Raw genomic sequence first — 21,911 nt, 5'->3', positions numbered from 1 at the left:
GGACCCCGTACCAACGAAAAAAGGGCGGTACCCCCATCGGGGGTACCGCCCTTCTCAGTTCACTCAGCCGTCGTCGCGGACTCCGGCGTCACGACGCCCGTCGTCCTGACGGTCGTCGTCCTCGTCCTCGTCGAGAACGACGATCTCGTCGGTGACGTCGACGTCGGCATCGACGTCACCTTCGTACTCGTCGTCGTCCTCGTCGTAGTACTCGGCCTGGTCCGAGGCACGCTCGGCCGCCGCGACCTCCGGGTCGTCGTCGTCCTCGTCCTCGTCCTCTTCGTCGACCTCGTCGTCGAACTCTTCCTCGACCTCGAGGTCCGAGTCGTCCTCGACGTCGTCGGCGGAGGCGTCGACGAACTCGACACCGTCCAGCTCGGCGAGACGGTCGGAAGCGTCCGTGGCCCCGTCCTTGTCGGCCTCGAGGGTCTTGGCGAACCACTCGCGCGCCTCGTCCTCACGACCGGCCGCCAGCAGGGCGTCGGCGTAGGCGTACCGCAGACGCGCGGTCCACGGCTGCACGGAGTTGGAGGCCAGCTCCGGGCTCTGCAGGGTGACGATGGCCGCGTCGAGCTGGTCCATGTCCCGGCGGGCGCCGGCCGCGACCAGTCGCATCTCGACCTGTCCGGCCTTGTCCAGCTTCTGCACCTCGGGCTCGCCGGCCATGGCCAGCGCCCGCTCCGGACGACCGAGGCCGCGCTCGCAGTCGGCGATGACGGGCCACAGCTCGACCGAACCGGTCATCCGCTTGGCGGCGCGGAACTCCGCGATCGCCTCGGCGTACTTCTGGTTGGCGTACGCGGCGAAGCCGGCGGCCTCGCGCACGGCGGCGACACGGGAGGCCAGACGCAGGGCGATGCGCGAGTACGCGTACGCCTGCTCCGGGTCCTCGTCGATCAGCCGGGCCACCATGACCAGGTTCTTGGAGACTTCCTCGGCCAGCCCCTTGGGCAGGCTCAGCAGCTCCTGGCGAACGTCGGAGTCGATCTCGAAACCGGTGACGTCGTCGTCGATCGGAAGCCGCTTGACCGGGTCCCGGTCCGCACGGAAGTCACGGTCGCCACCCCGGTCGTCACGACCGCGGAACCCACCGCGGTCGCCACCCCGGTCATCGCGACGCGGGTAGGAGGGACGGTCGCCACCGCGGTCGTCACGGCCGCCACGGAACCCACCGCGGTCATCGTCACGACGCGGGTAGGACGGGCGGTCGCCGCCGGAGGGGCGGTCGTCGCGACGCGGGTACGAGGGACGGTCACCGCGGTCGTTGCCGCGGAAGCCACCACCGGTGGGACGGTCACCACGGTCATCGCGGCGGAAGCCGCCACCTGCGGGACGGTCGCCACCGGAGGGACGGTCGTCACGACGCGGGTACGACGGACGGTCGCCGCCGCGGTCGTCACGCCCACCACGGAACCCACCGCGGTCGTCATCACGACGGGGGTACGAGGGACGGTCGCCCCGGTCGTTCCCACGGAAACCGCCACCGGCGGGACGGTCACCACGGTCGTTGCCGCGGAAGCCACCACCGGAGGGACGGTCGTCACGACGGGGGAAAGACGGACGGTCGCCGCCGGAGGGGCGGTCGTCACGACGGGGGTACGAGGGACGGTCGCCGCGGTCGTTCCCACGAAAGCCGCCACCGGTGGGACGGTCACCACGGTCGTCACGGCGGAAGCCGCCACCTGCGGGACGGTCGCCACCGGAGGGACGGTCGTCACGACGCGGGTACGAGGGACGGTCACCGCGGTCGTTGCCGCGGAAGCCACCACCGGTGGGACGGTCACCACGGTCATCGCGGCGGAAGCCACCACCCGAGGGACGGTCCCCACCACGGTCATCGCGACGCGGGTAGGAGGGACGGTCGCCGCCGCGGTCGTCACGGCCGCCACGGAACCCACCGCGGTCGTCATCACGACGGGGGAAGGACGGGCGGTCGCCACCGGAGGGACGGTCGTCACGACGCGGGTACGAGGGACGGTCACCGCGGTCGTTGCCGCGGAAGCCACCACCGGTGGGACGGTCACCACGGTCGTCACGGCGGAAGCCGCCACCTGCGGGACGGTCGCCACCAGAGGGGCGGTCGTCACGACGCGGGTAGGAGGGACGGTCGCCGCCGCGGTCGTCACGGCCGCCACGGAACCCACCGCGGTCGTCATCACGACGGGGGAAGGACGGACGGTCGCCACCGGAGGGACGGTCGTCACGACGCGGGTACGACGGGCGGTCGCCTCGGTCGTTCCCACGGAAGCCACCACCGGTGGGACGGTCACCACGGTCATCGCGGCGGAAGCCACCACCTGCGGGACGGTCGCCACCACGGTCATCGCGACGCGGGTACGACGGACGGTCGCCACCGCCGGCCGGACGGCCGCCACGGTCGTCACGGCGGAAGCCGCCACCAGAGGGGCGGTCACCACCGGAGGGGCGGTCATCGCGACGCGGGTACGACGGACGGTCACCGCCGCCGGCCGGACGGCCGCCACGGTCGTCACGGCGGAAGCCACCGCCGGAGGGACGGTCGCCACCACCGGTGGGACGGTCATCGCGACGGAACGGCGGACGCTCGCCGCCACGGTCGTCACGGCCCCCGCGGTAGCCGCCCCTGTCACCGCCGTCGTTGCGCCGAGGCTCGCGCTCCGGACGATCGTCGGGAGAGTTGGACATGGGTGTGACTCCTGTCTTCGGGGTACCGCTAGTCATTCTCGCGCAACCAACCCATGGCCGCGCTTCGGCGAAAAGCTCTGGAAAACAAAAAAGACCCCTGCTCCAGCGTTGAACGCTGGACCAGGGGTCCTTTGAAAAATTGTTCGGCGGTGTCCTACTCTCCCACAGGGTCCCCCCTGCAGTACCATCGGCGCTGAAAGGCTTAGCTTCCGGGTTCGGAATGTAACCGGGCGTTTCCCTAACGCTATGACCACCGAAACCCTAATCGGTTTCGAGCGAACAAGCACACTTTGTAGTTATGTTCTAGCTCTAGAAACCAGCAACAGTTCGTTGCTTCAGAACTAACACAGTGGACGCGAGCAACTGAGGACAAGCCCTCGGCCTATTAGTACCAGTCAGCTCCACCCGTTACCGGGCTTCCACATCTGGCCTATCAACCCAGTCGTCTACTGGGAGCCTTACCCTCTCAAGGAGGTGGGAATACTCATCTTGAAGCAGGCTTCCCGCTTAGATGCTTTCAGCGGTTATCCCTCCCGAACGTAGCCAACCAGCCATGCCCTTGGCAGGACAACTGGCACACCAGAGGTTCGTCCGTCCCGGTCCTCTCGTACTAGGGACAGCCCTTCTCAATATTCCTACGCGCACAGCGGATAGGGACCGAACTGTCTCACGACGTTCTAAACCCAGCTCGCGTACCGCTTTAATGGGCGAACAGCCCAACCCTTGGGACCGACTCCAGCCCCAGGATGCGACGAGCCGACATCGAGGTGCCAAACCATCCCGTCGATATGGACTCTTGGGGAAGATCAGCCTGTTATCCCCGGGGTACCTTTTATCCGTTGAGCGACGGCGCTTCCACAAGCCACCGCCGGATCACTAGTCCCGACTTTCGTCCCTGCTCGACCCGTCGGTCTCACAGTCAAGCTCCCTTGTGCACTTACACTCAACACCTGATTGCCAACCAGGCTGAGGGAACCTTTGGGCGCCTCCGTTACTTTTTGGGAGGCAACCGCCCCAGTTAAACTACCCATCAGACACTGTCCCTGATCCGGATCACGGACCGAGGTTAGACATCCAGCACGACCAGAGTGGTATTTCAACGACGACTCCACAACCACTGGCGTGGCCGCTTCAAAGTCTCCCACCTATCCTACACAAGCCGAACCGAACACCAATATCAAACTATAGTAAAGGTCCCGGGGTCTTTCCGTCCTGCTGCGCGAAACGAGCATCTTTACTCGTAGTGCAATTTCACCGGGCCTATGGTTGAGACAGTCGAGAAGTCGTTACGCCATTCGTGCAGGTCGGAACTTACCCGACAAGGAATTTCGCTACCTTAGGATGGTTATAGTTACCACCGCCGTTTACTGGCGCTTAAGTTCTCAGCTTCGCCACACCGAAATGTGACTAACCGGTCCCCTTAACGTTCCAGCACCGGGCAGGCGTCAGTCCGTATACATCGCCTTACGGCTTCGCACGGACCTGTGTTTTTAGTAAACAGTCGCTTCTCGCTGGTCTCTGCGGCCACCCCCAGCTCACGGAGTAAATCCGATCACCAGTGATGGCCCCCCTTCTCCCGAAGTTACGGGGGCATTTTGCCGAGTTCCTTAACCATAGTTCACCCGAACGCCTCGGTATTCTCTACCTGACCACCTGAGTCGGTTTAGGGTACGGGCCGCCATGAAACTCGCTAGAGGCTTTTCTCGACAGCATAGGATCATCCACTTCACCACAATCGGCTCGGCATCAGGTCTCAGCCTTATATGAGGGACGGATTTGCCTACCCCTCGGCCTACACCCTTACCCCGGGACTACCACCGCCCGGGCTGGACTACCTTCCTGCGTCACCCCATCGCTTACCTACTACAAGTCTGGTTCGCCGGCTCCACCACTTTCCTTTCCCCGAAGGGTCCGGAACGGCTTCACGGGCTTAGCATCGCCTGATTCGATATTGGGCGTTTCAAAGCGGGTACCGGAATATCAACCGGTTGTCCATCGACTACGCCTGTCGGCCTCGCCTTAGGTCCCGACTTACCCTGGGCAGATCAGCTTGACCCAGGAACCCTTAGTCAATCGGCGCACACGTTTCTCACGTGTGTATCGCTACTCATGCCTGCATTCTCACTCGTGAACCGTCCACAACTAGCTTCCGCTGCTGCTTCACCCGGCACACGACGCTCCCCTACCCATCACAGCGGGCGTTGGCCCTATTGCTGCAATGACACGACTTCGGCGGTACGCTTGAGCCCCGCTACATTGTCGGCGCGGAATCACTTGACCAGTGAGCTATTACGCACTCTTTCAAGGGTGGCTGCTTCTAAGCCAACCTCCTGGTTGTCTCTGCGACTCCACATCCTTTCCCACTTAGCGTACGCTTAGGGGCCTTAGTCGATGCTCTGGGCTGTTTCCCTCTCGACCATGGAGCTTATCCCCCACAGTCTCACTGCCACGCTCTCACTTACCGGCATTCGGAGTTTGGCTAAGGTCAGTAACCCGGTAGGGCCCATCGCCTATCCAGTGCTCTACCTCCGGCAAGAAACACGTGACGCTGCACCTAAATGCATTTCGGGGAGAACCAGCTATCACGGAGTTTGATTGGCCTTTCACCCCTAACCACAGGTCATCCCCCAGGTTTTCAACCCTGGTGGGTTCGGTCCTCCACGAAGTCTTACCTCCGCTTCAACCTGCCCATGGCTAGATCACTCCGCTTCGGGTCTAGAGCGTGCAACTCAATCGCCCTATTCGGACTCGCTTTCGCTACGGCTTCCCCACACGGGTTAACCTCGCTACACACCGCTAACTCGCAGGCTCATTCTTCAAAAGGCACGCAGTCACGACTGTATGTGCAAGCACATACAGCGACGCTCCCACGGCTTGTAGGCACACGGTTTCAGGTACTATTTCACTCCGCTCCCGCGGTACTTTTCACCATTCCCTCACGGTACTATCCGCTATCGGTCACCAGGGAATATTTAGGCTTAGCGGGTGGTCCCGCCAGATTCACACGGGATTTCTCGGGCCCCGTGCTACTTGGGAGATTCTTAAGCAAGCCGCTGATGTTTCGTCTACGGGGGTCTTACCCTCTACGCCGGACCTTTCGCATGTCCTTCGACTACATCAACGGTTTCTGACTCGCCGACCGGCCGGCAGACCGATCAAAAGAATTCCCACAACCCCGCATGCGCAACCCCTGCCGGGTATCACACGCATACGGTTTGGCCTCATCCGGTTTCGCTCGCCACTACTCCCGGAATCACGGTTGTTTTCTCTTCCTGCGGGTACTGAGATGTTTCACTTCCCCGCGTTCCCTCCACATGCCCTATGTGTTCAGGCATGGGTGACAGCCCATGACGACTGCCGGGTTTCCCCATTCGGACACCCCCGGATCAAAGCTCAGTTGGCAGCTCCCCGGGGCCTATCGCGGCCTCTCACGTCCTTCATCGGTTCCTGGTGCCAAGGCATCCACCGTGCGCCCTTAAAAACTTGGCCTACAGATGCTCGCGTCCACTGTGTAGTTCTCAAGCAACGACCAGTCACCCATCACCCTCATCCGGAGACGAAGTTCACTGGGGCCGGCATCGCGAAGATAAAGCCTTACGGCCGTACCCTCAGATACCCAACAACGTGCCAAGCACGATCCCCGCCACTCAAACCGTTTTCCACGCCGAAGCAGTACTCACAGAAGGTTTTGGAAACCGTGCCAACTAATCAACGTTCCACCCTGAGCTGACCGTGCAGAACGTTTGTCTGCAATCGGTACTGTGCTCCTTAGAAAGGAGGTGATCCAGCCGCACCTTCCGGTACGGCTACCTTGTTACGACTTCGTCCCAATCGCCAGTCCCACCTTCGACAGCTCCCTCCCTTACGGGTTGGGCCACCGGCTTCGGGTGTTACCGACTTTCGTGACGTGACGGGCGGTGTGTACAAGGCCCGGGAACGTATTCACCGCAGCAATGCTGATCTGCGATTACTAGCAACTCCGACTTCATGGGGTCGAGTTGCAGACCCCAATCCGAACTGAGACCGGCTTTTTGAGATTCGCTCCACCTCACGGTATCGCAGCTCATTGTACCGGCCATTGTAGCACGTGTGCAGCCCAAGACATAAGGGGCATGATGACTTGACGTCGTCCCCACCTTCCTCCGAGTTGACCCCGGCGGTCTCCTGTGAGTCCCCATCACCCCGAAGGGCATGCTGGCAACACAGGACAAGGGTTGCGCTCGTTGCGGGACTTAACCCAACATCTCACGACACGAGCTGACGACAGCCATGCACCACCTGTATACCGACCACAAGGGGGGCACTATCTCTAATGCTTTCCGGTATATGTCAAGCCTTGGTAAGGTTCTTCGCGTTGCGTCGAATTAAGCCACATGCTCCGCTGCTTGTGCGGGCCCCCGTCAATTCCTTTGAGTTTTAGCCTTGCGGCCGTACTCCCCAGGCGGGGAACTTAATGCGTTAGCTGCGGCACCGACGACGTGGAATGTCGCCAACACCTAGTTCCCAACGTTTACGGCGTGGACTACCAGGGTATCTAATCCTGTTCGCTCCCCACGCTTTCGCTCCTCAGCGTCAGTAATGGCCCAGAGATCCGCCTTCGCCACCGGTGTTCCTCCTGATATCTGCGCATTTCACCGCTACACCAGGAATTCCGATCTCCCCTACCACACTCTAGCTAGCCCGTATCGAATGCAGACCCGAGGTTAAGCCTCGGGCTTTCACATCCGACGTGACAAGCCGCCTACGAGCTCTTTACGCCCAATAATTCCGGACAACGCTTGCGCCCTACGTATTACCGCGGCTGCTGGCACGTAGTTAGCCGGCGCTTCTTCTGCAGGTACCGTCACTTTCGCTTCTTCCCTGCTGAAAGAGGTTTACAACCCGAAGGCCGTCATCCCTCACGCGGCGTCGCTGCATCAGGCTTTCGCCCATTGTGCAATATTCCCCACTGCTGCCTCCCGTAGGAGTCTGGGCCGTGTCTCAGTCCCAGTGTGGCCGGTCGCCCTCTCAGGCCGGCTACCCGTCGTCGCCTTGGTGGGCCATTACCCCACCAACAAGCTGATAGGCCGCGGGCTCATCCTTCACCGCCGGAGCTTTTAACCCCCGCCCATGCAGGCAGGAGTGTTATCCGGTATTAGACCCCGTTTCCAGGGCTTGTCCCAGAGTGAAGGGCAGATTGCCCACGTGTTACTCACCCGTTCGCCACTAATCCACCCCGAAGGGCTTCATCGTTCGACTTGCATGTGTTAAGCACGCCGCCAGCGTTCGTCCTGAGCCAGGATCAAACTCTCCATGAATGTTTACCCGTAATCGGGTGCACACGCACTTAGAGCGGGACAGTCATGTCGGAATAAGACCGACCGTCCACTGCGTCCTCGCTGTGTAATTGCCTGCAAGTGTCAGGGCCGAAGCCGCGACCTCACAGGTCTTTTTCAAAGGAACCTCATCCACCGAAATGGACGGGGTATCAACTTTTTGGCGTTGATTTTTGGCACGCTGTTGAGTTCTCAAGGAACGGACGCTTCCTTTGTTCCTGTTTCCAGGCCCTCCGGGCGCTTCCTTCGTTTCCAACTCTACCAGATCATTTCCGTTGTCGTTTCCGACTCTGGATTTGAATTCGGTGACCGTTGGGGGTCTTTGCCTTTCGGCGCTCCACCACATTAGCGCTTATCCCGTGTGGCTCATAATCGGCCGTTCGGAATCGAATTCGGGCATGCCGAATAAGACCCCGCCAGGGGTAAGTCGTAGGTAGTGGGTTGGCCGTTCTGGGGGTCTGCTGATAGCAGTGCCCCGTTCAAGCGGCTCGGGCTACGTTAGGCGTCCGCCGGCGCCGAGTCAAGTTGAGCGGCGGCGTGGCGCGTGGGCTCGGTACGGGCTCACTGTGGGGTCGTCGGTGATCCAGTAGCGGTACGGGTGGGCCGCGCCGGCGCCGCCCACTCCCGTGCGGGGGCCGTGGCTCCGCAGGTCCGGCGCCACGGGGGTGCCGGTCAGCAGGGACAAGGGGGAATCCGTACCGCTGCAGAGGTCCGCGCCGTCCAGGGAGCGGTCCACGGCCAGGGCGGTGGCCAGGCGAGCCGGGCCTTTGGCCAGTTCCCGGTCGTTTCTGGCTGAAACCCGGCGTTTGCGGGCCAGCTCCGCGCCCACGGTGACCTCTCCCGCCCGGAGCAGGACACCGCTCGCGTGGTCCGGCGGGCCGCAGACCAGGTTGAGGCTGAACCACATGCCGTAGATGAAGTAGACGTACGCGTGTCCGGGTGGACCGAACATCGACGCGTTGCGCGCCGTGCGGCCGCGGTAGGCGTGGGAGCCCGGGTCGGCTTCTCCCTCGTACGCCTCCACCTCCGTGATGCGCAGTTCCATGGGTCCGTCCGGGGTGCGGCGGACCAGGGTGCGGCCGAGGAGGTCCGGGGCCACGGTGAGGACCGGGCGGTCGAAGAAGGACCGGGGCAGGGGCGTACGGTCGGGGCGCGCGCTCATCCGGTCGAGCGTAGTGGACTGGGTACTCCTGCAACCGGGGCCTAAGGTTCCGCGTTTGTAGGGGTAGTACCGCGCGGAGTCGCGCGCGTCTTGCCGAGCAGGACTTTTTCGAGCACGTCGTAGTCGTATAGGGGAGTCAGAGCATGGGGTTCAGGAAGCTGTTCGCGAGCCTGGGTGCCGGTGGTGCTTCGGTCGACACCGTCATCACCGAGCCGAACGTCGTGCCGGGCGGGATCGTCCAGGGCGAGGTCCGGATCCAGGGCGGATCCGTGGAGCAGCAGATCGAGGGGCTGTCCGTCGGGCTCCAGGCGCGGGTGGAGGTGGAGGGCAACGACCAGGAGTACAAGCAGGACGTGGTCTTCACCAAGCAGCGTCTCGGTGGTGCCTTCCAGGTGCAGGCGGGCGCTCTGCACGTGGTGCCGTTCGGGCTGGAGATCCCCTGGGAGACGCCGATCACCCACTTCGGGGGGCGTCAGCTGCACGGGATGAACATCGGGGTCAGCACGGAGCTGGAGATCGCGCGCGCGGTGGACGCCGGCGACCTCGACGCGATCAACGTGCACCCGGTGCCGGCGCAGCAGGCGATCCTCGACGCCTTCGCCCAGCTGGGCTTCACCTTCCGCAGCGCGGACATGGAGCGCGGGCACATCCGGGGGACGCGGCAGACGCTGCCCTTCTACCAGGAGATCGAGTTCCTGCCGCCGTCGCAGTACCGGGGGCTGAACCAGGTCGAGCTGACCTTCGTCTCCGACGGGCGCGAGATGGACGTCGTCCTGGAGATGGACAAGAAGCCGGGCCTGTTCAGCGAGGGCAGCGACACCTTCCGCTGCTTCCAGGTGGGGCTGCAGTCCTACCAGGGCACCGACTGGGCGGCCTACCTGAACCAGTGGATCTCGTCGGTGGGTTCGCAGCGCAACTGGTTCTGAGCCGCTCTAGGCTCGGTGCCGATGCCGGTGCCGTACAGGTGCCGGCACCGGTCAGCGTCGACTCGATCCAGCAGGAGGTTCCGCAGTGGCCGAGCAGAGCAGGGCGCCGCTCCCCCACGATTTCCATCCGGCGGTGCACGCGTTCACCGTGAGCAGTGCGGACCTGGAGCCCGGGGCCGATCTGGGGTCCGCCCAGGTGCTGTCCGGTGGGAACGTATCGCCGCAGCTGCGGTGGGAGGGGTTCCCGGAGGGGACGAAGAGCTTCGCCGTGACCTGCTTCGACCCGGATGCCCCGACGGGCAGCGGGTTCTGGCACTGGGTGCTCTTCGATCTGCCGGTCTCGGTCACCGAGCTGCCGGCCGGGGCGGGCAGCGGGAAGTTCGAGGGGCTGCCCGCCGGAGCCGTGCACGTGCGCAACGACTACGGCACGCAGGACTTCGGCGGGGCGGCTCCCCCGGCCGGCGAGCGGCACCGTTACGTGTTCACCGTGTACGCGGTGGACCAGGAGAAGCTCGGTCCCGGTGCGGACGTGTCGCCGGCCGTCGTCGGGTTCAATCTGCGGTTCCACACACTGGGGCGTGCGCAGCTCGTCGGCGAGTACGAGGCTCCCGCGGGCTGAGCGTTTCCGCCCTTGGTTCTCCGAGCGTTTGCCCGGTCCTGGTCTAAAGACGGCCAGGACCGGGCATTTTTATTGCGTTGTCCCGCGTGGCGCGCGCGACCAGAGTGGTTGCGGGCCTTGCCGCCAGGGTGGTCGCGGGCCTGCACACGGGAGGTGGGCGAGATGCGGGACACGCTGGTGCTGAACGCGAGCTTCGAGCCGCTGTCGACAGTGACGATGAACCGGGCCGTGGTCCTGGTGCTCCAGGACAAGGCCGTGGTCGAACAGGCGCATCCCGAGTTCCGTGTGCGCGCGGCCACGATGGAGCTTCCGTTGCCGCGGGTGATCAGACTCTGCAGGTACGTCCGGGTGCCCTTCCGGAGACATGCTCCCTGGTCACGGAGGGGGGTGTTGATCCGGGACCAACACCGGTGCGCCTACTGCGGGAAGCGCGCGACGACCGTGGACCACGTACTTCCGCGGGCTCAGGGGGGTGGGGACACCTGGCTGAACACGGTGGCCTCCTGCTCCGAGGACAACCACCGCAAGGCGGCCCGGACTCCGGAGGAGGCGGGGATGCCGCTCCTCCGGAAGCCCTTCGTTCCCTCGCCGGCCGACGCCATGCTGCTCGCGCTGGGGGTGGGCGGGCGGGATGCGCTGCCGGAGTGGCTGGAGCGTTCCGCGTAGGGCTGCGGGTGATCTCGTAGCGCGGGTTCGTCCCGCCGAGTAGACGGCTGCGCTGGGCGACGTACGTTTTCTACGTCGCTCAGCGGAGCAGCAACTGGACGATCGCGATGATCCCGACGGTCACGATGACGGCGCGCAGAGCGGTGGGCGGCAGTCGGCGGCCGACTTTGGCGCCGAGCTGGCCGCCGATGGTGGAGCCGACGGCGATGAGCAGGACGGCCGTCCAGTCGAACTCCGCGACGAAGAGGAAGAAGACGGCCGCGATGCCGTTCACCATCGCCGCGACGACGTTCTTCACCGCGTTGATCCGCTGGAGGTCCTCGCGGAGCAGCAGGCCCATCAGGCCGAGGTAGAGCACGCCCTGGGCGGCGCCGAAGTAGCCCCCGTACGCGCTGGAGAGCAGCATGCCCGACAGCAGCAGCGGGCCGCCGTCGGGGTGGCCGGTGTCTCCTCCCGCGGCTTCCTGGCGCCTGCGCAGGGCGGCGGCGAGCCGGGGCTGGAAGACGACGAGCACGAGGGCCAGGCCGATCAGGACGGGCACGATCGTGTCGAAGGAGTCCGACGGCAGGGTGAGGAGCAGGATCGCGCCGGCGAGTCCGCCGACGAGCGAGACGGCGCCGAGCCGGATGATGCGGGCGCGCTGGCCCTGGAGCTCCTTGCGGTAGCCGATGGCCCCGCTGATGGAACCGGGTACGAGGCCCAGGGTGTTGGAGACGTTGGCCGTGACCGGCGGCAGGCCGGTGGCCAGCAGCACCGGGAAGGTGATCAGGGTGCCGGAACCGACGATGGTGTTGATGGTGCCGGCGCCGATGCCGGCCGCGAAGACCGCGAGTGATTCCCAGATGGACATGGGCGGGGTCGTCCCCTTTGCATGAGTGAGTCGCCTCCCCGCCGTGAAGGTCGAGGGGCCTCACTGATCATGCCGGAGGGGACGGCCCCCTCAGTCGATGGGGGGCTGTTCGCGGCGTTCCGCGGCGTCCTTGTCGCGAGCGGCCGGGATCCCGCCGCCGGCGCCGCCGTCCTTAGCACCGTCCCTGCCCGCGGGCTGCGGGTTGAAGCCGGAGGCCGCGCCCATCGGGCCGAAGTTGCCCATCGCTCCGGAGAGGCCCTTGAGGGCGTCGCCGATCTCGCTCGGGACGATCCAGAGCTTGTTGGCATCGCCTTCGGCGAGCTTCGGGAGCATCTGGAGGTACTGGTAGGCGAGCAGCTTCTGGTCGGCGTCGCCGGCGTGGATGGACTCGAAGACCGTACGGATGGCCTGGGCCTCGCCCTCGGCGCGCAGGGCCGCGGCCTTGGCGTCACCTTCGGCGCGCAGGATGGAGGACTGCTTCTCGCCCTCGGCGCGCAGGATCTCGGACTGGCGGACACCCTCGGCCTGGAGGATCGCGGCGCGCTTGTCGCGGTCGGCGCGCATCTGCTTCTCCATCGAGTCCTGGATGGAGGTCGGCGGCTCGATGGCCTTGAGCTCGACACGGTTGACGCGGATGCCCCACTTGCCGGTGGCCTCGTCGAGGACTCCGCGCAGGGCCGCGTTGATCTCCTCGCGGGAGGTCAGGGTCCGCTCCAGGTCCATGCCGCCGATGATGTTGCGGAGCGTGGTGACGGTGAGCTGCTCGATGGCCTGGATGTAGCTGGCCACCTCGTACGTCGCGGCGCGGGCGTCGGTCACCTGGTAGTAGATGACCGTGTCGATGTTGACGACCAGGTTGTCCTGGGTGATGACGGGCTGCGGTGGGAAGGGGACGACCTGCTCGCGGAGGTCGATCCGGTTGCGGATCGAGTCGATGAACGGGACGACGATGTTGAGGCCCGCATTGAGGGTGCGGGTGTAGCGGCCGAATCGCTCGACGATGGCGGCGCTGGCCTGCGGGATCACCTGGATCGTCTTGACCAGTGCGATGAAGACCAGAACCACCAGAATGATCAGAACGATGATGATCGGTTGCATGCGGTTCCCCGTGCCCTTCCGGCTGTCTGTGCTGCCCCGTTCAGCGGAGTCTCGCAGACCCCGGGGCCGCGGGTCGGCTGCTTGCCCACATGCGGCGTGCACACGGTGGGTTGCTCACGTGCTGGTCCGTCACATGACGACGGCGGTCGCCCCGTCGATCTCCACGACGTCGACGGACTGACCCGGTTCGAAGGTGATGTCCGCATCCAGGGAGCGCGCCGACCAGATCTCGCCGGCGAGCTTGATCCGGCCGCCGCCGCTCGCGTCCACGCGTTCGAGGACTACGGCGCTCCGACCCCTCAACGCGTCGATTCCGCTGCGGTGTTGGGGTTTCTGATTGCGATGCCGGTTGGCGATCGGGCGGACGACCGCGAGGAGCGCGACCGACACGACCACGAAGACCAGGACTTGGGCGACCACTCCCCCGCCGAGGGCCGCCGTGACGGCGGCCGCCACCGCTCCGGCGGCGAACATGCCGAACTCGGGCATCGCGGTCAGGACCAGGGGAATGCCCAGTCCGACCGCGCCTATGAGCCACCACACCCACGCGTCGATGTCCACATGGTCATGGTAGGTCGGGTGGGCGCGGTCCGGACAGGGTGCAGGAGGCCCGGCTGATGCGCGAACTACCGCAGGGGCAGGCCCTGGGCGGTCCAGCGGTCGCTGTCGTTGCGCTCGACGACGAGCGGCAGGCCGAAGCAGAGGGAGAGGTTGCGGGAGGTCAGTTCGAGGTCGATGGGTCCGGCCGCGACCACCTTGCCCTGACGGATCATCAGCACGTGCGTGAAGCCGGGGGCGATCTCCTCGACGTGGTGCGTGACCATGATCATCGACGGGGCGAGCGGATCGCGGGCGAGCCGGCCGAGGCGTCGTACGAGGTCCTCGCGGCCGCCGAGGTCGAGACCGGCGGCGGGCTCGTCGAGCAGCAGCAGCTCGGGGTCGGTCATCAGCGCACGGGCGATCAGGGTGCGCTTGCGCTCGCCCTCGGAGAGGGTGCCGAACTTCCGGTCGAGGTAGGGCGTCATGCCGAGGCGGTCGAGGAAGGCACGGGCGCGCTGCTCGTCGATCTCCTCGTACTCCTCCGTCCAGGTGGCCGTCATCCCGTACGCGGCGGTGAGGACGGTTTCCAGGACGGTCTGGCGCCTGGGCAGCTTGTCGGCCATCGCGATGCCGGCCATGCCGATGCGGGGGCGCAGCTCGAAGACGTCGACCTTGCCGAGGGTGCTGCCGAGGATGGTGGCGGAACCCTTGGTGGGGAAGAGGTAGCTGGAGGCGAGGTTCAGCAGCGTGGTCTTGCCGGCGCCGTTGGGGCCGAGGATCACCCAGCGCTCCCCCTCCTTGACCGACCAGGAGACCTGGTCCACCAGAGCCCGGCCCTCGCGGACCACGGATACGTCCACCAGCTCCAGAACATCGCTCATGAGCGTGTTGTCTCCCCTTGCAGTCTCGGTTCGTCTGTGCGCCGCCCCGTGTCGGTGGGCGCAGCCCCAGGGGAAAACCTACGCCACTCGGGGAGGGGTCCGGGCCCGGGCCCGGGTCCGGGGGGTCGTCCGTAAAGTAGGGGGATGCTTTTCGAACCGCGTTCAGGGCGGCTGGCCGCCTGGGGGAACGCTCTGCTGGCCGGTCTCGTCTCGCCCGACGAGGCCGTGTTGTCGATCGTGGGCGAGGACGCCGTGCACCGGGTGGAGGGGCTGCCCGGGGAATCCGGACCGGTGGGCCTCACCCTGGCGCTGGGCCGGCTGCGGGTGCTGGGCGTGACCGGGCTGCGGATCGCGCTGCCCGCGCCGGGACATCCGCTGGGGCTGAGCGGGCCGCCGGAGTTCAACGCGAGGGCGCTGGACGCGGAGGAGGCGGTCGTCGCGGTGGGTGCGGCGGTCGGGCTGGTCCCGGAGGTGCACGAGGCCGGGCCCGCGGGTGATGTGCACGTGTCGGTGACCTGGCACTGCCTGCCGGTACGGGAGGCCCCGCCGGCGGACGTGCCGTCGCTCGGCGAGGCGGAGCGGGAACTCGCGGAGGCGCTGCGCGAGGCCACGGTGGTACTGACCCGGCTGGACGTGGCGGGATCCGGGCCGGTCGCGGAGGCGGCGCTGTCCGCGTACCGGGCGCGGACGGAAGCCGGGCGGGACGCGCTGGCGCCGGGGTATCCGGCGCGGGCGGTAAGGGTCCTCTCGCTGGCGCAGCGGGTGGACCTGATGGTGTCGCTGGCGACCGAGCGGGGGCACGGGGCGGCGGTGGCCGCCTCGGAGATGGCGGCCCGGGCGGAGGCGCTGCGGCCGGTGGAGCGGGTTGCCCGGCGGGCGCTGGTCGCGGCGTACAACTCGGCCGTCGAGGAGAGGCTCCGCTAGCCGCGGTGGCGCTGGCCGCGGTGTGCGGGGATCGGGTGCGGCGCCGTTGCGCGAGCGGCCCCGGCTGCGCCGGGCTTTCCGGGGCGCCGCCCCGGACCCCCGCGCCTCAAACGCCGGCGAGGCTGATTTTGCCCCGGCTGCGCCAGGAGGCCGCCCGCCCCTACGGGGGCAAGCGTGCCCAGCTGCCCGAGGCTGCGGGGCTGAGAGCGCCCCTTGAGGCTGCGCGGGCCCGGCACCGTCCCGACGGCCCGAGGCCGGCGCAGCGGGGCGAAGCCTGCGGAGCAGTGCGGGCACCGAGATAGGCGGGCCGCGGAGCTGGGCTAGCGCCGCGTCGGAAAAGGGATCGGCCCCGCTTCCCAGGGAGAGGGGGGAAGCGGGGCCGAAGTTTCCGGCCGCGGCCTGGGCCCCGCGGCCAGGCGGACCCGACTGCGCCGCCGGTCGGAGGCCGGCGCAGCGGGGCGAAGCCTGCGGAGCAGTGCGAGCGCCGCGTCAAGAAGGGGAGCAGTGCGAGCACCGCGTCAAGAAGGGGTGCAGTGCGAGCGCTGCGTCAAGAAGGGTGCGGGGTCAGTTGTTGACGCCCGTGTTGCCCCAGGCGCCGTTGAGAAGGCCGATCACGTTGACCGAGTTGCCCACCACGTTCGCGGGGACGTGGACGGGGAGCTGGAGCTGGTTCCCCGCGGCCACGCCGGGCGAGTTCAGGGCCTCGCCCTCCGCCGACGCACCGCCGTGCGCCGACGAGACACCCGCGCCGGCGGCGAGGAGGCCGCCCGCGATCATGGTGACGGCGGTGGCCTTCTTGAAGTTCTTCACGTTCTCGTCCTCCAGTACGTCTGCCGCGACCAGCCGCCGCGGCACGTCATGAAGAACGCTCATCCGACGAACGGGATGCGCCATGTGGGCTACATACACCCGACCGTATGAATCGCCGCCCGTATGAGTCACTGCGCGATGCCGTGTCTGACCGCCCAGAGCGCCGCCTGCGTACGGTCGGCGAGGTCCAGTTTCATCAGGATGTTCGAGACGTGCGTCTTCACCGTCTTCTCCGACAGGACGAGCGCGCGGGCGATCTCCCGGTTCGAGCGCCCGTCCGCTATGTGGTTCAGCACCTCGCGCTCGCGGTCCGTCAGGTTGCCGCCGCGGCCGGACGACGGGCCCGGGCCCTCCTCGGCGAGCAGGGCTCCGGCGACCTCCGGCTGGAGGAGGACGTGGCCCGCGTGCACCGAGCGGATGGCGGCGGCGAGGGCGTCGGGGTCGATGTCCTTGTACACGTAGCCCGCCGCGCCCGCGCGCAGGGCGGGGACCACCGTGCGCTGCTCGGTGAAGCTGGTGACGATCAGCACGCGCGCCGGGTTCTCCAGCGTGCGCAGCCGGCGCAGGGCCTCGATGCCGTCGGTGCCCGGCATCTTGATGTCCATCAGGATGACGTCGGGGCGCAGTTCCTCGGCGCGGGCGATGCCCTCTTCGCCGTCGGCCGCCTCGCCGACCACCTCGATGTCGTCCTGGACCTCGAGGAAGGTGCGCAGGCCCCGCCGGACGACCTGGTGGTCGTCCACGAGCAATACGTTGATGCTGCGGCTGCGGGTGCCGCCGCCGCTACGGCCCGGCGTGTCAGCCACCGGGTACCTCCAGTTCGATCGTGGTGCCGGTGCCGGGCTCGGACCGTACGGTCAGTCTCCCTCCGACGCCGGCGGCCCGGTCCCGCATGGAGACCAGCCCGAGGTGCCGGCCGGCCCGGCGGACGGCGGGAGGGGAGAAGCCGGTTCCGTCGTCGGTCACCCGGAGCAGGGCTCCCCCGGTCTCGCGGCGGGTCAGGGTGACGTCGATCCGGTCGCCGGCGGAGTGGCGCAGGGCGTTGTGCAGGGCCTCTTGGGCCACGCGCAGGACCGCCTCCTCCTGGGCCGCGGGCAGGGCCCGTACGCCGTCGCAGGTGAATGTGACGTGCGCGGTGTGGGCCCGGTCCAGGACGCGGACCTGGTTGCGCAGGGTGGCGACCAGGCCGTCCTCGTCGAGGGCGGCGGGGCGGAGCTCGGTGACGGCGGCGCGCAGTTCGTCGGCGGCCTCGGCGGCGAGGAGGGCGACCTGCTGGAGCTCGTCCTTGGCGCGGGCCGGGTCGCGGTCGACCAGGGCGGCGGCGGCCTGCGCGGTCAGGCGGAGTGAGAAGAGCTTCTGGCTGACCGCGTCGTGCAGCTCGTGGGCCAGGCGGGAGCGCTCCTCGGCGATGGTCAGCTCGCGGCTGCGCTCGTAGAGGCGGGCGTTGGTGAGGGCGATCGCGGCGTGCTGGGCGAGGAGGGAGAGGAGTTCCTCGTCCTCGTCGGTGAAGCCGTGCCTGTCTCCCGGGACGCTGCGCTTGTTCGCGAGGAAGAGGGCGCCGAGGGTCTCCTCGCCGTCCCGGATGGGCAGCCCGAGGAAGTCGGACATGTCGGGGTGCGCGGCGGGCCAGCCCTCGAAGCGGGGGTCCTTGCGCACGTCGGCCAGCCGCTCGGGGCCGTCCTGGTGGAGCATCGCGGCGAGGATGCCGTGCTGGCGGGGCAGCGGGCCGATCGCCCGCCACTGTTCCTCGCTGATGCCGTCCACGACGAACTGGGCGAAGCCGCCGTGGTCGTCCGGGACGCCCAGGGCCGCGTACTCGGCGTCGAGCAGCTCTCGGGCCGAGGCGACGATCGTGCGGAGCACGTCGCGGACCTCCAGCCTGCGGCTCATGGCGAGGAGCGCGGTGCTCACGGCGGCCAGGCCGCCGGCGCGGGGGGCTCGGGGTCCGGAGTCCATGGCCTCACGGTACTCGCGGCGCTGCGGCCGGCGGATCGGGCGGGGGGCGTAGGCCGCGGCCGGGTCGCGGCGTAGGGCTTGGCGTAGGTCTCGGTGCAGGTCCGCGCCTCGGGGCGGGGTCGCGGCGTAGGTCTTCGCCCTAGGCCGAAGGGACCTGGCGGGGTGCGGCCGGCGGCCGAGGCGGCGGGGGCGGCCGGGTTCCTACGTTGGGGGCATCTGCCGGGCGGTTCGGAAAGCGAGGGTGCGGTCATGTCGGTGGCGATGGTGACGGGGGCGTCGAGGGGGCTGGGGCGGGCGCTGGCCGGTGAGCTGGCGGCCCGGGGCTGGGACCTGGTGCTGAGCGCACGGGGCGCGGGCCCGCTGGCGGAGGCCGGGGAGGCCCTGCGGGCCGCGGGGGCGCGGGTGACGGCGGTGGCCGGGGACGTGTCCTCGGCGGCGCACCGGGCGGAGCTGGTGGCGGCGGCGCGGGAGCTGGGCGGGCTGGACCTGCTGGTGAACAACGCGGGCGTGCTGGGCGCGGAGCCGCTGGTGCCGCTGGCGGCGCACCCGCTGGAGGGGCTGCGCGAGGCGTTCGAGGTGAACGTGGTGGCGCCGTTGGGGCTGGTCCAGGAGACGCTGCCGCTGCTGCGGGCGGCCGCTGCCGGGGCGGTGCTGAACATCAGCTCGGACGCGGCGGTGGTGGCGTACCGGACGTGGGGCGCCTACGGGGCGACCAAGGCGGCGGGTGACCTGATGTCGGCGGTACTGGCGGTGGAGGAGCCGGGGCTGCGGGTGTGGTGGGCGGATCCGGGCTCGATGCGGACGCGGATGATGGCGGCGGCCGACCCCGGGGAGGAGCTGGCGGCGCTGCCGACGCCGGAGGAGGTGGCTCCGGTGCTGCTGCGCCTGCTGACGGGACGCGCGCCCAGCGGGCGGTACACGGCGCAGGGGCTGGCCGGGGCGCAGGGGCCGGCCGGGGCGCACGGGCCGGCCGGGGCGCACGGGCCCGACGGGGCGCACGGGCCCGACGGGGCGCACGGGCCCGACGGCGCGGAGGCGCGCGACGGGGCACAGCGGCGCGACGGCGTGGAGGGCGTCCTCGGCGTGGAGGGCGCCCTCGGCGTGCAGGACGTCCTCGGCGTGGAGGGGCGCGACGGGGCACAGCGGCGCGACGGCGTGGAGGGGGTCCTCGGGGTGGAAGGGCGCGACGGCGGAGATGGGGTCCTCGGCGTGGCGGGGGTCCTCGGGGCGGACGGGGCGGTGCGGTGAGCGGGGAGCGGGGGCTACGGGAGAAGGGACTGTACATAAGGGACATTCCGCCGGGTCTTGCGGCCCGGGTTCCCGCCGAGCAGCGGGGGCCGGGGCGGGGGCGGGACTCGGTGCGGCTGCTGGTCTCGCGGGGGGCCTCGGAGGTGTCGCTGCACGCCTTCCGGGAGCTGCCGGGGCTGCTGCACGCCGGGGACGTGCTGGTGGTGAACACCTCGGCGACGTTGCCGGCCGCCGTGGACGGGCGGCTCGGCGGCGAGGAGCTCGTCGTGCACTTCTCCACGCGGGGCGAGGACGGTCGGTGGTCGGTGGAGCTCCGCGACCACGCCGGGGCGCGGGACGGGGTCCGGGGCCGGGGCCGGGGCGGCGAGGACGGGGACCGGGAGCGGGAGCCGGACCGGGGCGGGCAGGGGGTGACCCGGCCGCGGGCCGGGGGGCCCGCCGGGGCCGTCGTGGAGCTGCCGGGCGGGTGGCGCCTCGTACTGGAGGAGCCGGTGGCTCCGGGGGCGGACCGGCTGTGGTGGGCGCGGCCCGCCCCGACGCAGGGGCGTCCGCAGGAGGTGCCGGCGCTGCTGCGCTCGTACGGGCGGCCGATCCGGTACGCCTACACCGAGCGGGACCAGCCGCTCTCGGCGTACCAGACGGTCTTCGCGGTGCCCCGGGCCGACGGGGCGGGCTCGGCGGAGATGCCGAGCGCGGGCCGGCCCTTCACGGCGGAGCTGGTGGCGGAGCTGGTGCGCCGGGGGGTGTGCTTCGCCCCGCTGACCCTGCACACGGGGGTGGCTTCTCAGGAGGCGCACGAGCCGCCGTACCCGGAGCGGTACGAGGTGCCCGCGACCACGGCCCGGCTGGTGAACGCGGCGAGGGCGGCGGGCGGGCGGGTGATCGGGGTGGGGACCACGGCGGTGCGGGCGCTGGAGTCGGCCGCCGACGGGGACGGGGTGGTGCGGGCCGCCGGGGGCTGGACCGGGCTGGTCGTGACGCCGGAGCGCGGGGTGCGGGTGGTGGACGGGCTGCTGACCGGGCTGCACCAGCCCGGGGCCTCGCACCTGCTGATGCTGGAGGCGGTGGCCGGACGGGAGGCCGTACGGCGCGGGTACGCCTCGGCCGTAGCGAACCTGTGCCTTTGGCACGAGTTCGGGGACGTCCATCTCCTACTCAAGGATGAGAACGGTCACTGAGTGGATTGCTGACGCAACGGTTGGTGAGATTGATACACGACCGATGTGAGCCCGGGCATAGGACGCACATCACTTACGAAGCTCCCTAGTGGATGAGTAAGGGCGCTGTTAGCGCTGGCTCGCGTGGACCGGGCCCTGAATTCAGGGCTCGGCTCCGGCCCCTGATCCACTAAGCGGGATCGTACGTCACACCTTTGCCACAAGTTTTTGCCACCGCTAAGAATTGCTCTCGCCGCACAGCGCCGCGGATCTCGGATCCGGCAGGCGCTTTCCTGCGGCCCCCGCTATTCGAAGAGGTTGCTACGCATGACCGAGACCAGCACTCCCGGCCACAGTCGTCGTCTGTCGATGACGAAGGCGCACAAGCTTTCCATCGCCGGTGTAGCCACCCTGGGCGCCGCCGCCCTCGCCTTCTCCCTCGTCCCGGCCAACGCCGCCGAGACGCAGACGACCGTCGCCACGGCCCCCGTCGCCTGGTCCAAGGTCGTCGACGGTGCGCAGGCTCAAGCCGTGCAGCAGCACCTCACCGTTCAGCAGGTCATCGCGAAGCAGCAGGCCAAGGTCGCGAAGGACGCCAAGGACGCGGCCGCCAAGGCCAAGGCCGAGGCCAACGCGAAGAAGGACCGCGAGCAGAAGGCCGCCGCCAGCCGTTCCGCGAACCGCGTGCCGGTCTTCGCGAACAACCTGGACGGCTGGATCAAGGAAGCCCTCTTCATCATGAAGCGCGAGGGCATTCCGGGCACCTACGCCGGGATCCACAAGAACATCATGCGCGAGTCCAGCGGTAACCCGATGGCGATCAACAACTGGGACATCAACGCCCAGAACGGCATCCCCAGCAAGGGTCTGCTCCAGGTCATCGCCCCGACCTTCAAGGCGTACCACGTCAAGGGCACCAAGTTCGACCAGTACGACCCGGTCGCCAACATCGTCGCCGCCTGCAACTACGCGGCCGACCGCTACGGCTCCATGGACAACGTCAACAGCGCCTACTAGGCCTCTGGCGTCCTCCCCAGCCCCCCATGCGCCTCAGGGCGGCCCCGGTGTTCCGGAGCCGCCCTGAGGCGTTTCGTG

15 protein-coding genes, 3 rRNA genes and 2 pseudogenes are annotated in these 21,911 nt (G+C 68.1%); 7 read left to right on the top strand and 13 right to left on the bottom strand.

Going from position 1 to position 21,911, the window contains the following annotated elements; genetic code table 11:
- Window positions 1-63: 63 nt before the first annotated feature.
- The 6 genes and pseudogenes from OG898_RS22695 to OG898_RS22670 all read right to left on the bottom strand — a co-directional run bounded on the left by OG898_RS22695 (window position 64) and on the right by OG898_RS22670 (window position 9,141).
- Entirely contained in the window at window positions 64-912 is an 849-nt protein-coding gene (locus OG898_RS22695) for a tetratricopeptide repeat protein (protein ID WP_250753442.1), read from the bottom strand.
- A 420-nt stretch (window positions 913-1,332) separates the two neighbouring features.
- Window positions 1,333-2,625, bottom strand: a pseudogene (locus OG898_RS22690) (hypothetical protein); the annotation flags it as partial.
- Window positions 2,626-2,805: 180 nt separating this feature from the next.
- A 5S ribosomal RNA gene (gene rrf, locus OG898_RS22685) occupies window positions 2,806-2,922 on the bottom strand.
- A 107-nt stretch (window positions 2,923-3,029) separates the two neighbouring features.
- Window positions 3,030-6,153: ribosomal RNA gene (locus OG898_RS22680) — 23S ribosomal RNA — on the bottom strand.
- Between the two features lie 283 nt (window positions 6,154-6,436).
- Window positions 6,437-7,961: ribosomal RNA gene (locus OG898_RS22675) — 16S ribosomal RNA — on the bottom strand.
- Together the 16S, 23S and 5S rRNA genes form the textbook arrangement of a ribosomal RNA operon.
- Window positions 7,962-8,499: 538 nt before the next feature.
- Window positions 8,500-9,141: a DNA-3-methyladenine glycosylase gene (locus OG898_RS22670; protein WP_250742209.1), complete on the bottom strand. Its 642-nt coding sequence runs from the start codon at window positions 9,139-9,141 to the stop codon at window positions 8,500-8,502.
- 143 nt (window positions 9,142-9,284) lie between these two features.
- Here OG898_RS22670 and OG898_RS22665 point away from each other — a divergent pair, with 143 nt between their 5' ends.
- The 3 genes from OG898_RS22665 to OG898_RS22655 all read left to right on the top strand — a co-directional run bounded on the left by OG898_RS22665 (window position 9,285) and on the right by OG898_RS22655 (window position 11,352).
- Window positions 9,285-10,067: a sporulation protein gene (locus OG898_RS22665; protein ID WP_250742210.1), complete on the top strand. Its 783-nt coding sequence runs from the start codon at window positions 9,285-9,287 to the stop codon at window positions 10,065-10,067.
- An 85-nt stretch (window positions 10,068-10,152) separates the two neighbouring features.
- A complete protein-coding gene (locus tag OG898_RS22660) occupies window positions 10,153-10,686 on the top strand; it encodes a YbhB/YbcL family Raf kinase inhibitor-like protein (RefSeq protein WP_250742211.1) in 534 nt (177 codons plus the stop codon).
- 162 nt (window positions 10,687-10,848) lie between these two features.
- Window positions 10,849-11,352, top strand: coding sequence for an HNH endonuclease (locus OG898_RS22655; RefSeq protein ID WP_250742212.1), 504 nt, complete (start codon window positions 10,849-10,851; stop codon window positions 11,350-11,352).
- Between the two features lie 79 nt (window positions 11,353-11,431).
- Here the strand turns inward: OG898_RS22655 and OG898_RS22650 are convergent, their stop codons facing one another.
- The 4 genes from OG898_RS22650 to OG898_RS22635 all read right to left on the bottom strand — a co-directional run bounded on the left by OG898_RS22650 (window position 11,432) and on the right by OG898_RS22635 (window position 14,721).
- Window positions 11,432-12,202 (bottom strand): sulfite exporter TauE/SafE family protein, encoded by a 771-nt coding sequence (locus OG898_RS22650; protein ID WP_266958920.1) that lies wholly within the window; start codon window positions 12,200-12,202, stop codon window positions 11,432-11,434.
- Between the two features lie 90 nt (window positions 12,203-12,292).
- A complete protein-coding gene (locus OG898_RS22645; RefSeq protein ID WP_250742214.1) occupies window positions 12,293-13,300 on the bottom strand; it encodes an SPFH domain-containing protein in 1,008 nt (335 codons plus the stop codon).
- Between the two features lie 129 nt (window positions 13,301-13,429).
- Window positions 13,430-13,861, bottom strand: coding sequence for an NfeD family protein (locus OG898_RS22640; RefSeq protein WP_266958917.1), 432 nt, complete (start codon window positions 13,859-13,861; stop codon window positions 13,430-13,432).
- Window positions 13,862-13,926: 65 nt separating this feature from the next.
- On the bottom strand, window positions 13,927-14,721 hold the full coding sequence (locus OG898_RS22635) for an ABC transporter ATP-binding protein (protein ID WP_250742216.1): 795 nt from the start codon (window positions 14,719-14,721) through the stop codon (window positions 13,927-13,929).
- Between the two features lie 144 nt (window positions 14,722-14,865).
- On the opposite strand from OG898_RS22635, the gene OG898_RS22630 reads away from it, so the two are divergent.
- Window positions 14,866-15,645, top strand: a complete 780-nt coding sequence (locus tag OG898_RS22630) for a hypothetical protein (protein ID WP_266958915.1) — start codon at window positions 14,866-14,868, stop codon at window positions 15,643-15,645.
- Window positions 15,646-16,209: 564 nt separating this feature from the next.
- Here the strand turns inward: OG898_RS22630 and OG898_RS22625 are convergent.
- The 3 genes from OG898_RS22625 to OG898_RS22615 form a co-directional block, all read right to left on the bottom strand.
- Window positions 16,210-16,455, bottom strand: a complete 246-nt coding sequence (locus OG898_RS22625; protein WP_250742336.1) for a chaplin — start codon at window positions 16,453-16,455, stop codon at window positions 16,210-16,212.
- Window positions 16,456-16,583: 128 nt separating this feature from the next.
- The gene (locus OG898_RS22620) at window positions 16,584-17,261 is read right to left on the bottom strand and encodes a response regulator transcription factor (protein WP_323182674.1); all 678 of its coding nucleotides are present in this window, start codon (window positions 17,259-17,261) and stop codon (window positions 16,584-16,586) included.
- Window positions 17,254-18,411: a GAF domain-containing sensor histidine kinase gene (locus OG898_RS22615; protein ID WP_266958913.1), complete on the bottom strand. Its 1,158-nt coding sequence runs from the start codon at window positions 18,409-18,411 to the stop codon at window positions 17,254-17,256. The genes OG898_RS22620 and OG898_RS22615 overlap by 8 nt, the downstream gene beginning before the upstream one ends.
- A 249-nt stretch (window positions 18,412-18,660) precedes the next feature.
- Here OG898_RS22615 and OG898_RS22610 point away from each other — a divergent pair.
- The 3 genes and pseudogenes from OG898_RS22610 to OG898_RS22600 all read left to right on the top strand — a co-directional run.
- Window positions 18,661-19,335 (top strand): annotated as a pseudogene (locus tag OG898_RS22610) (SDR family NAD(P)-dependent oxidoreductase); the annotation flags it as partial.
- 368 nt (window positions 19,336-19,703) lie between these two features.
- Window positions 19,704-20,837 carry an S-adenosylmethionine:tRNA ribosyltransferase-isomerase gene (locus OG898_RS22605; RefSeq protein ID WP_266960386.1) on the top strand — a complete coding sequence of 378 codons (1,134 nt, stop codon included), beginning with the start codon at window positions 19,704-19,706 and terminating at the stop codon, window positions 20,835-20,837.
- Window positions 20,838-21,143: 306 nt separating this feature from the next.
- Window positions 21,144-21,833 (top strand): transglycosylase SLT domain-containing protein, encoded by a 690-nt coding sequence (locus OG898_RS22600; protein WP_266958911.1) that lies wholly within the window; start codon window positions 21,144-21,146, stop codon window positions 21,831-21,833.
- Window positions 21,834-21,911 lie beyond the last annotated feature (78 nt).

Origin of the sequence: Streptomyces sp. NBC_00193 (assembly GCF_026342735.1) — a bacterium.
GTDB lineage: Bacteria > Actinomycetota > Actinomycetes > Streptomycetales > Streptomycetaceae > Streptomyces > Streptomyces stoeckheimensis.
Note: the sequence above shows the minus strand (reverse complement) of the source record. Positions and strands in the feature narration are given on the sequence as shown.

Coding starts and splice junctions, on each gene's coding strand:
- OG898_RS22695 (WP_250753442.1), bottom strand. CDS start 912: ATGGTGGCCCGGCTGATCGACGAGGACCCGGAGCAGGCGTACGCGTAC.
- OG898_RS22670 (WP_250742209.1), bottom strand. CDS start 9,141: ATGAGCGCGCGCCCCGACCGTACGCCCCTGCCCCGGTCCTTCTTCGAC.
- OG898_RS22665 (WP_250742210.1), top strand. CDS start 9,285: ATGGGGTTCAGGAAGCTGTTCGCGAGCCTGGGTGCCGGTGGTGCTTCG.
- OG898_RS22655 (WP_250742212.1), top strand. CDS start 10,849: ATGCGGGACACGCTGGTGCTGAACGCGAGCTTCGAGCCGCTGTCGACA.
- OG898_RS22650 (WP_266958920.1), bottom strand. CDS start 12,202: ATGTCCATCTGGGAATCACTCGCGGTCTTCGCGGCCGGCATCGGCGCC.
- OG898_RS22645 (WP_250742214.1), bottom strand. CDS start 13,300: ATGCAACCGATCATCATCGTTCTGATCATTCTGGTGGTTCTGGTCTTC.
- OG898_RS22635 (WP_250742216.1), bottom strand. CDS start 14,721: ATGAGCGATGTTCTGGAGCTGGTGGACGTATCCGTGGTCCGCGAGGGC.
- OG898_RS22630 (WP_266958915.1), top strand. CDS start 14,866: ATGCTTTTCGAACCGCGTTCAGGGCGGCTGGCCGCCTGGGGGAACGCT.
- OG898_RS22615 (WP_266958913.1), bottom strand. CDS start 18,411: ATGGACTCCGGACCCCGAGCCCCCCGCGCCGGCGGCCTGGCCGCCGTG.
- OG898_RS22600 (WP_266958911.1), top strand. CDS start 21,144: ATGACCGAGACCAGCACTCCCGGCCACAGTCGTCGTCTGTCGATGACG.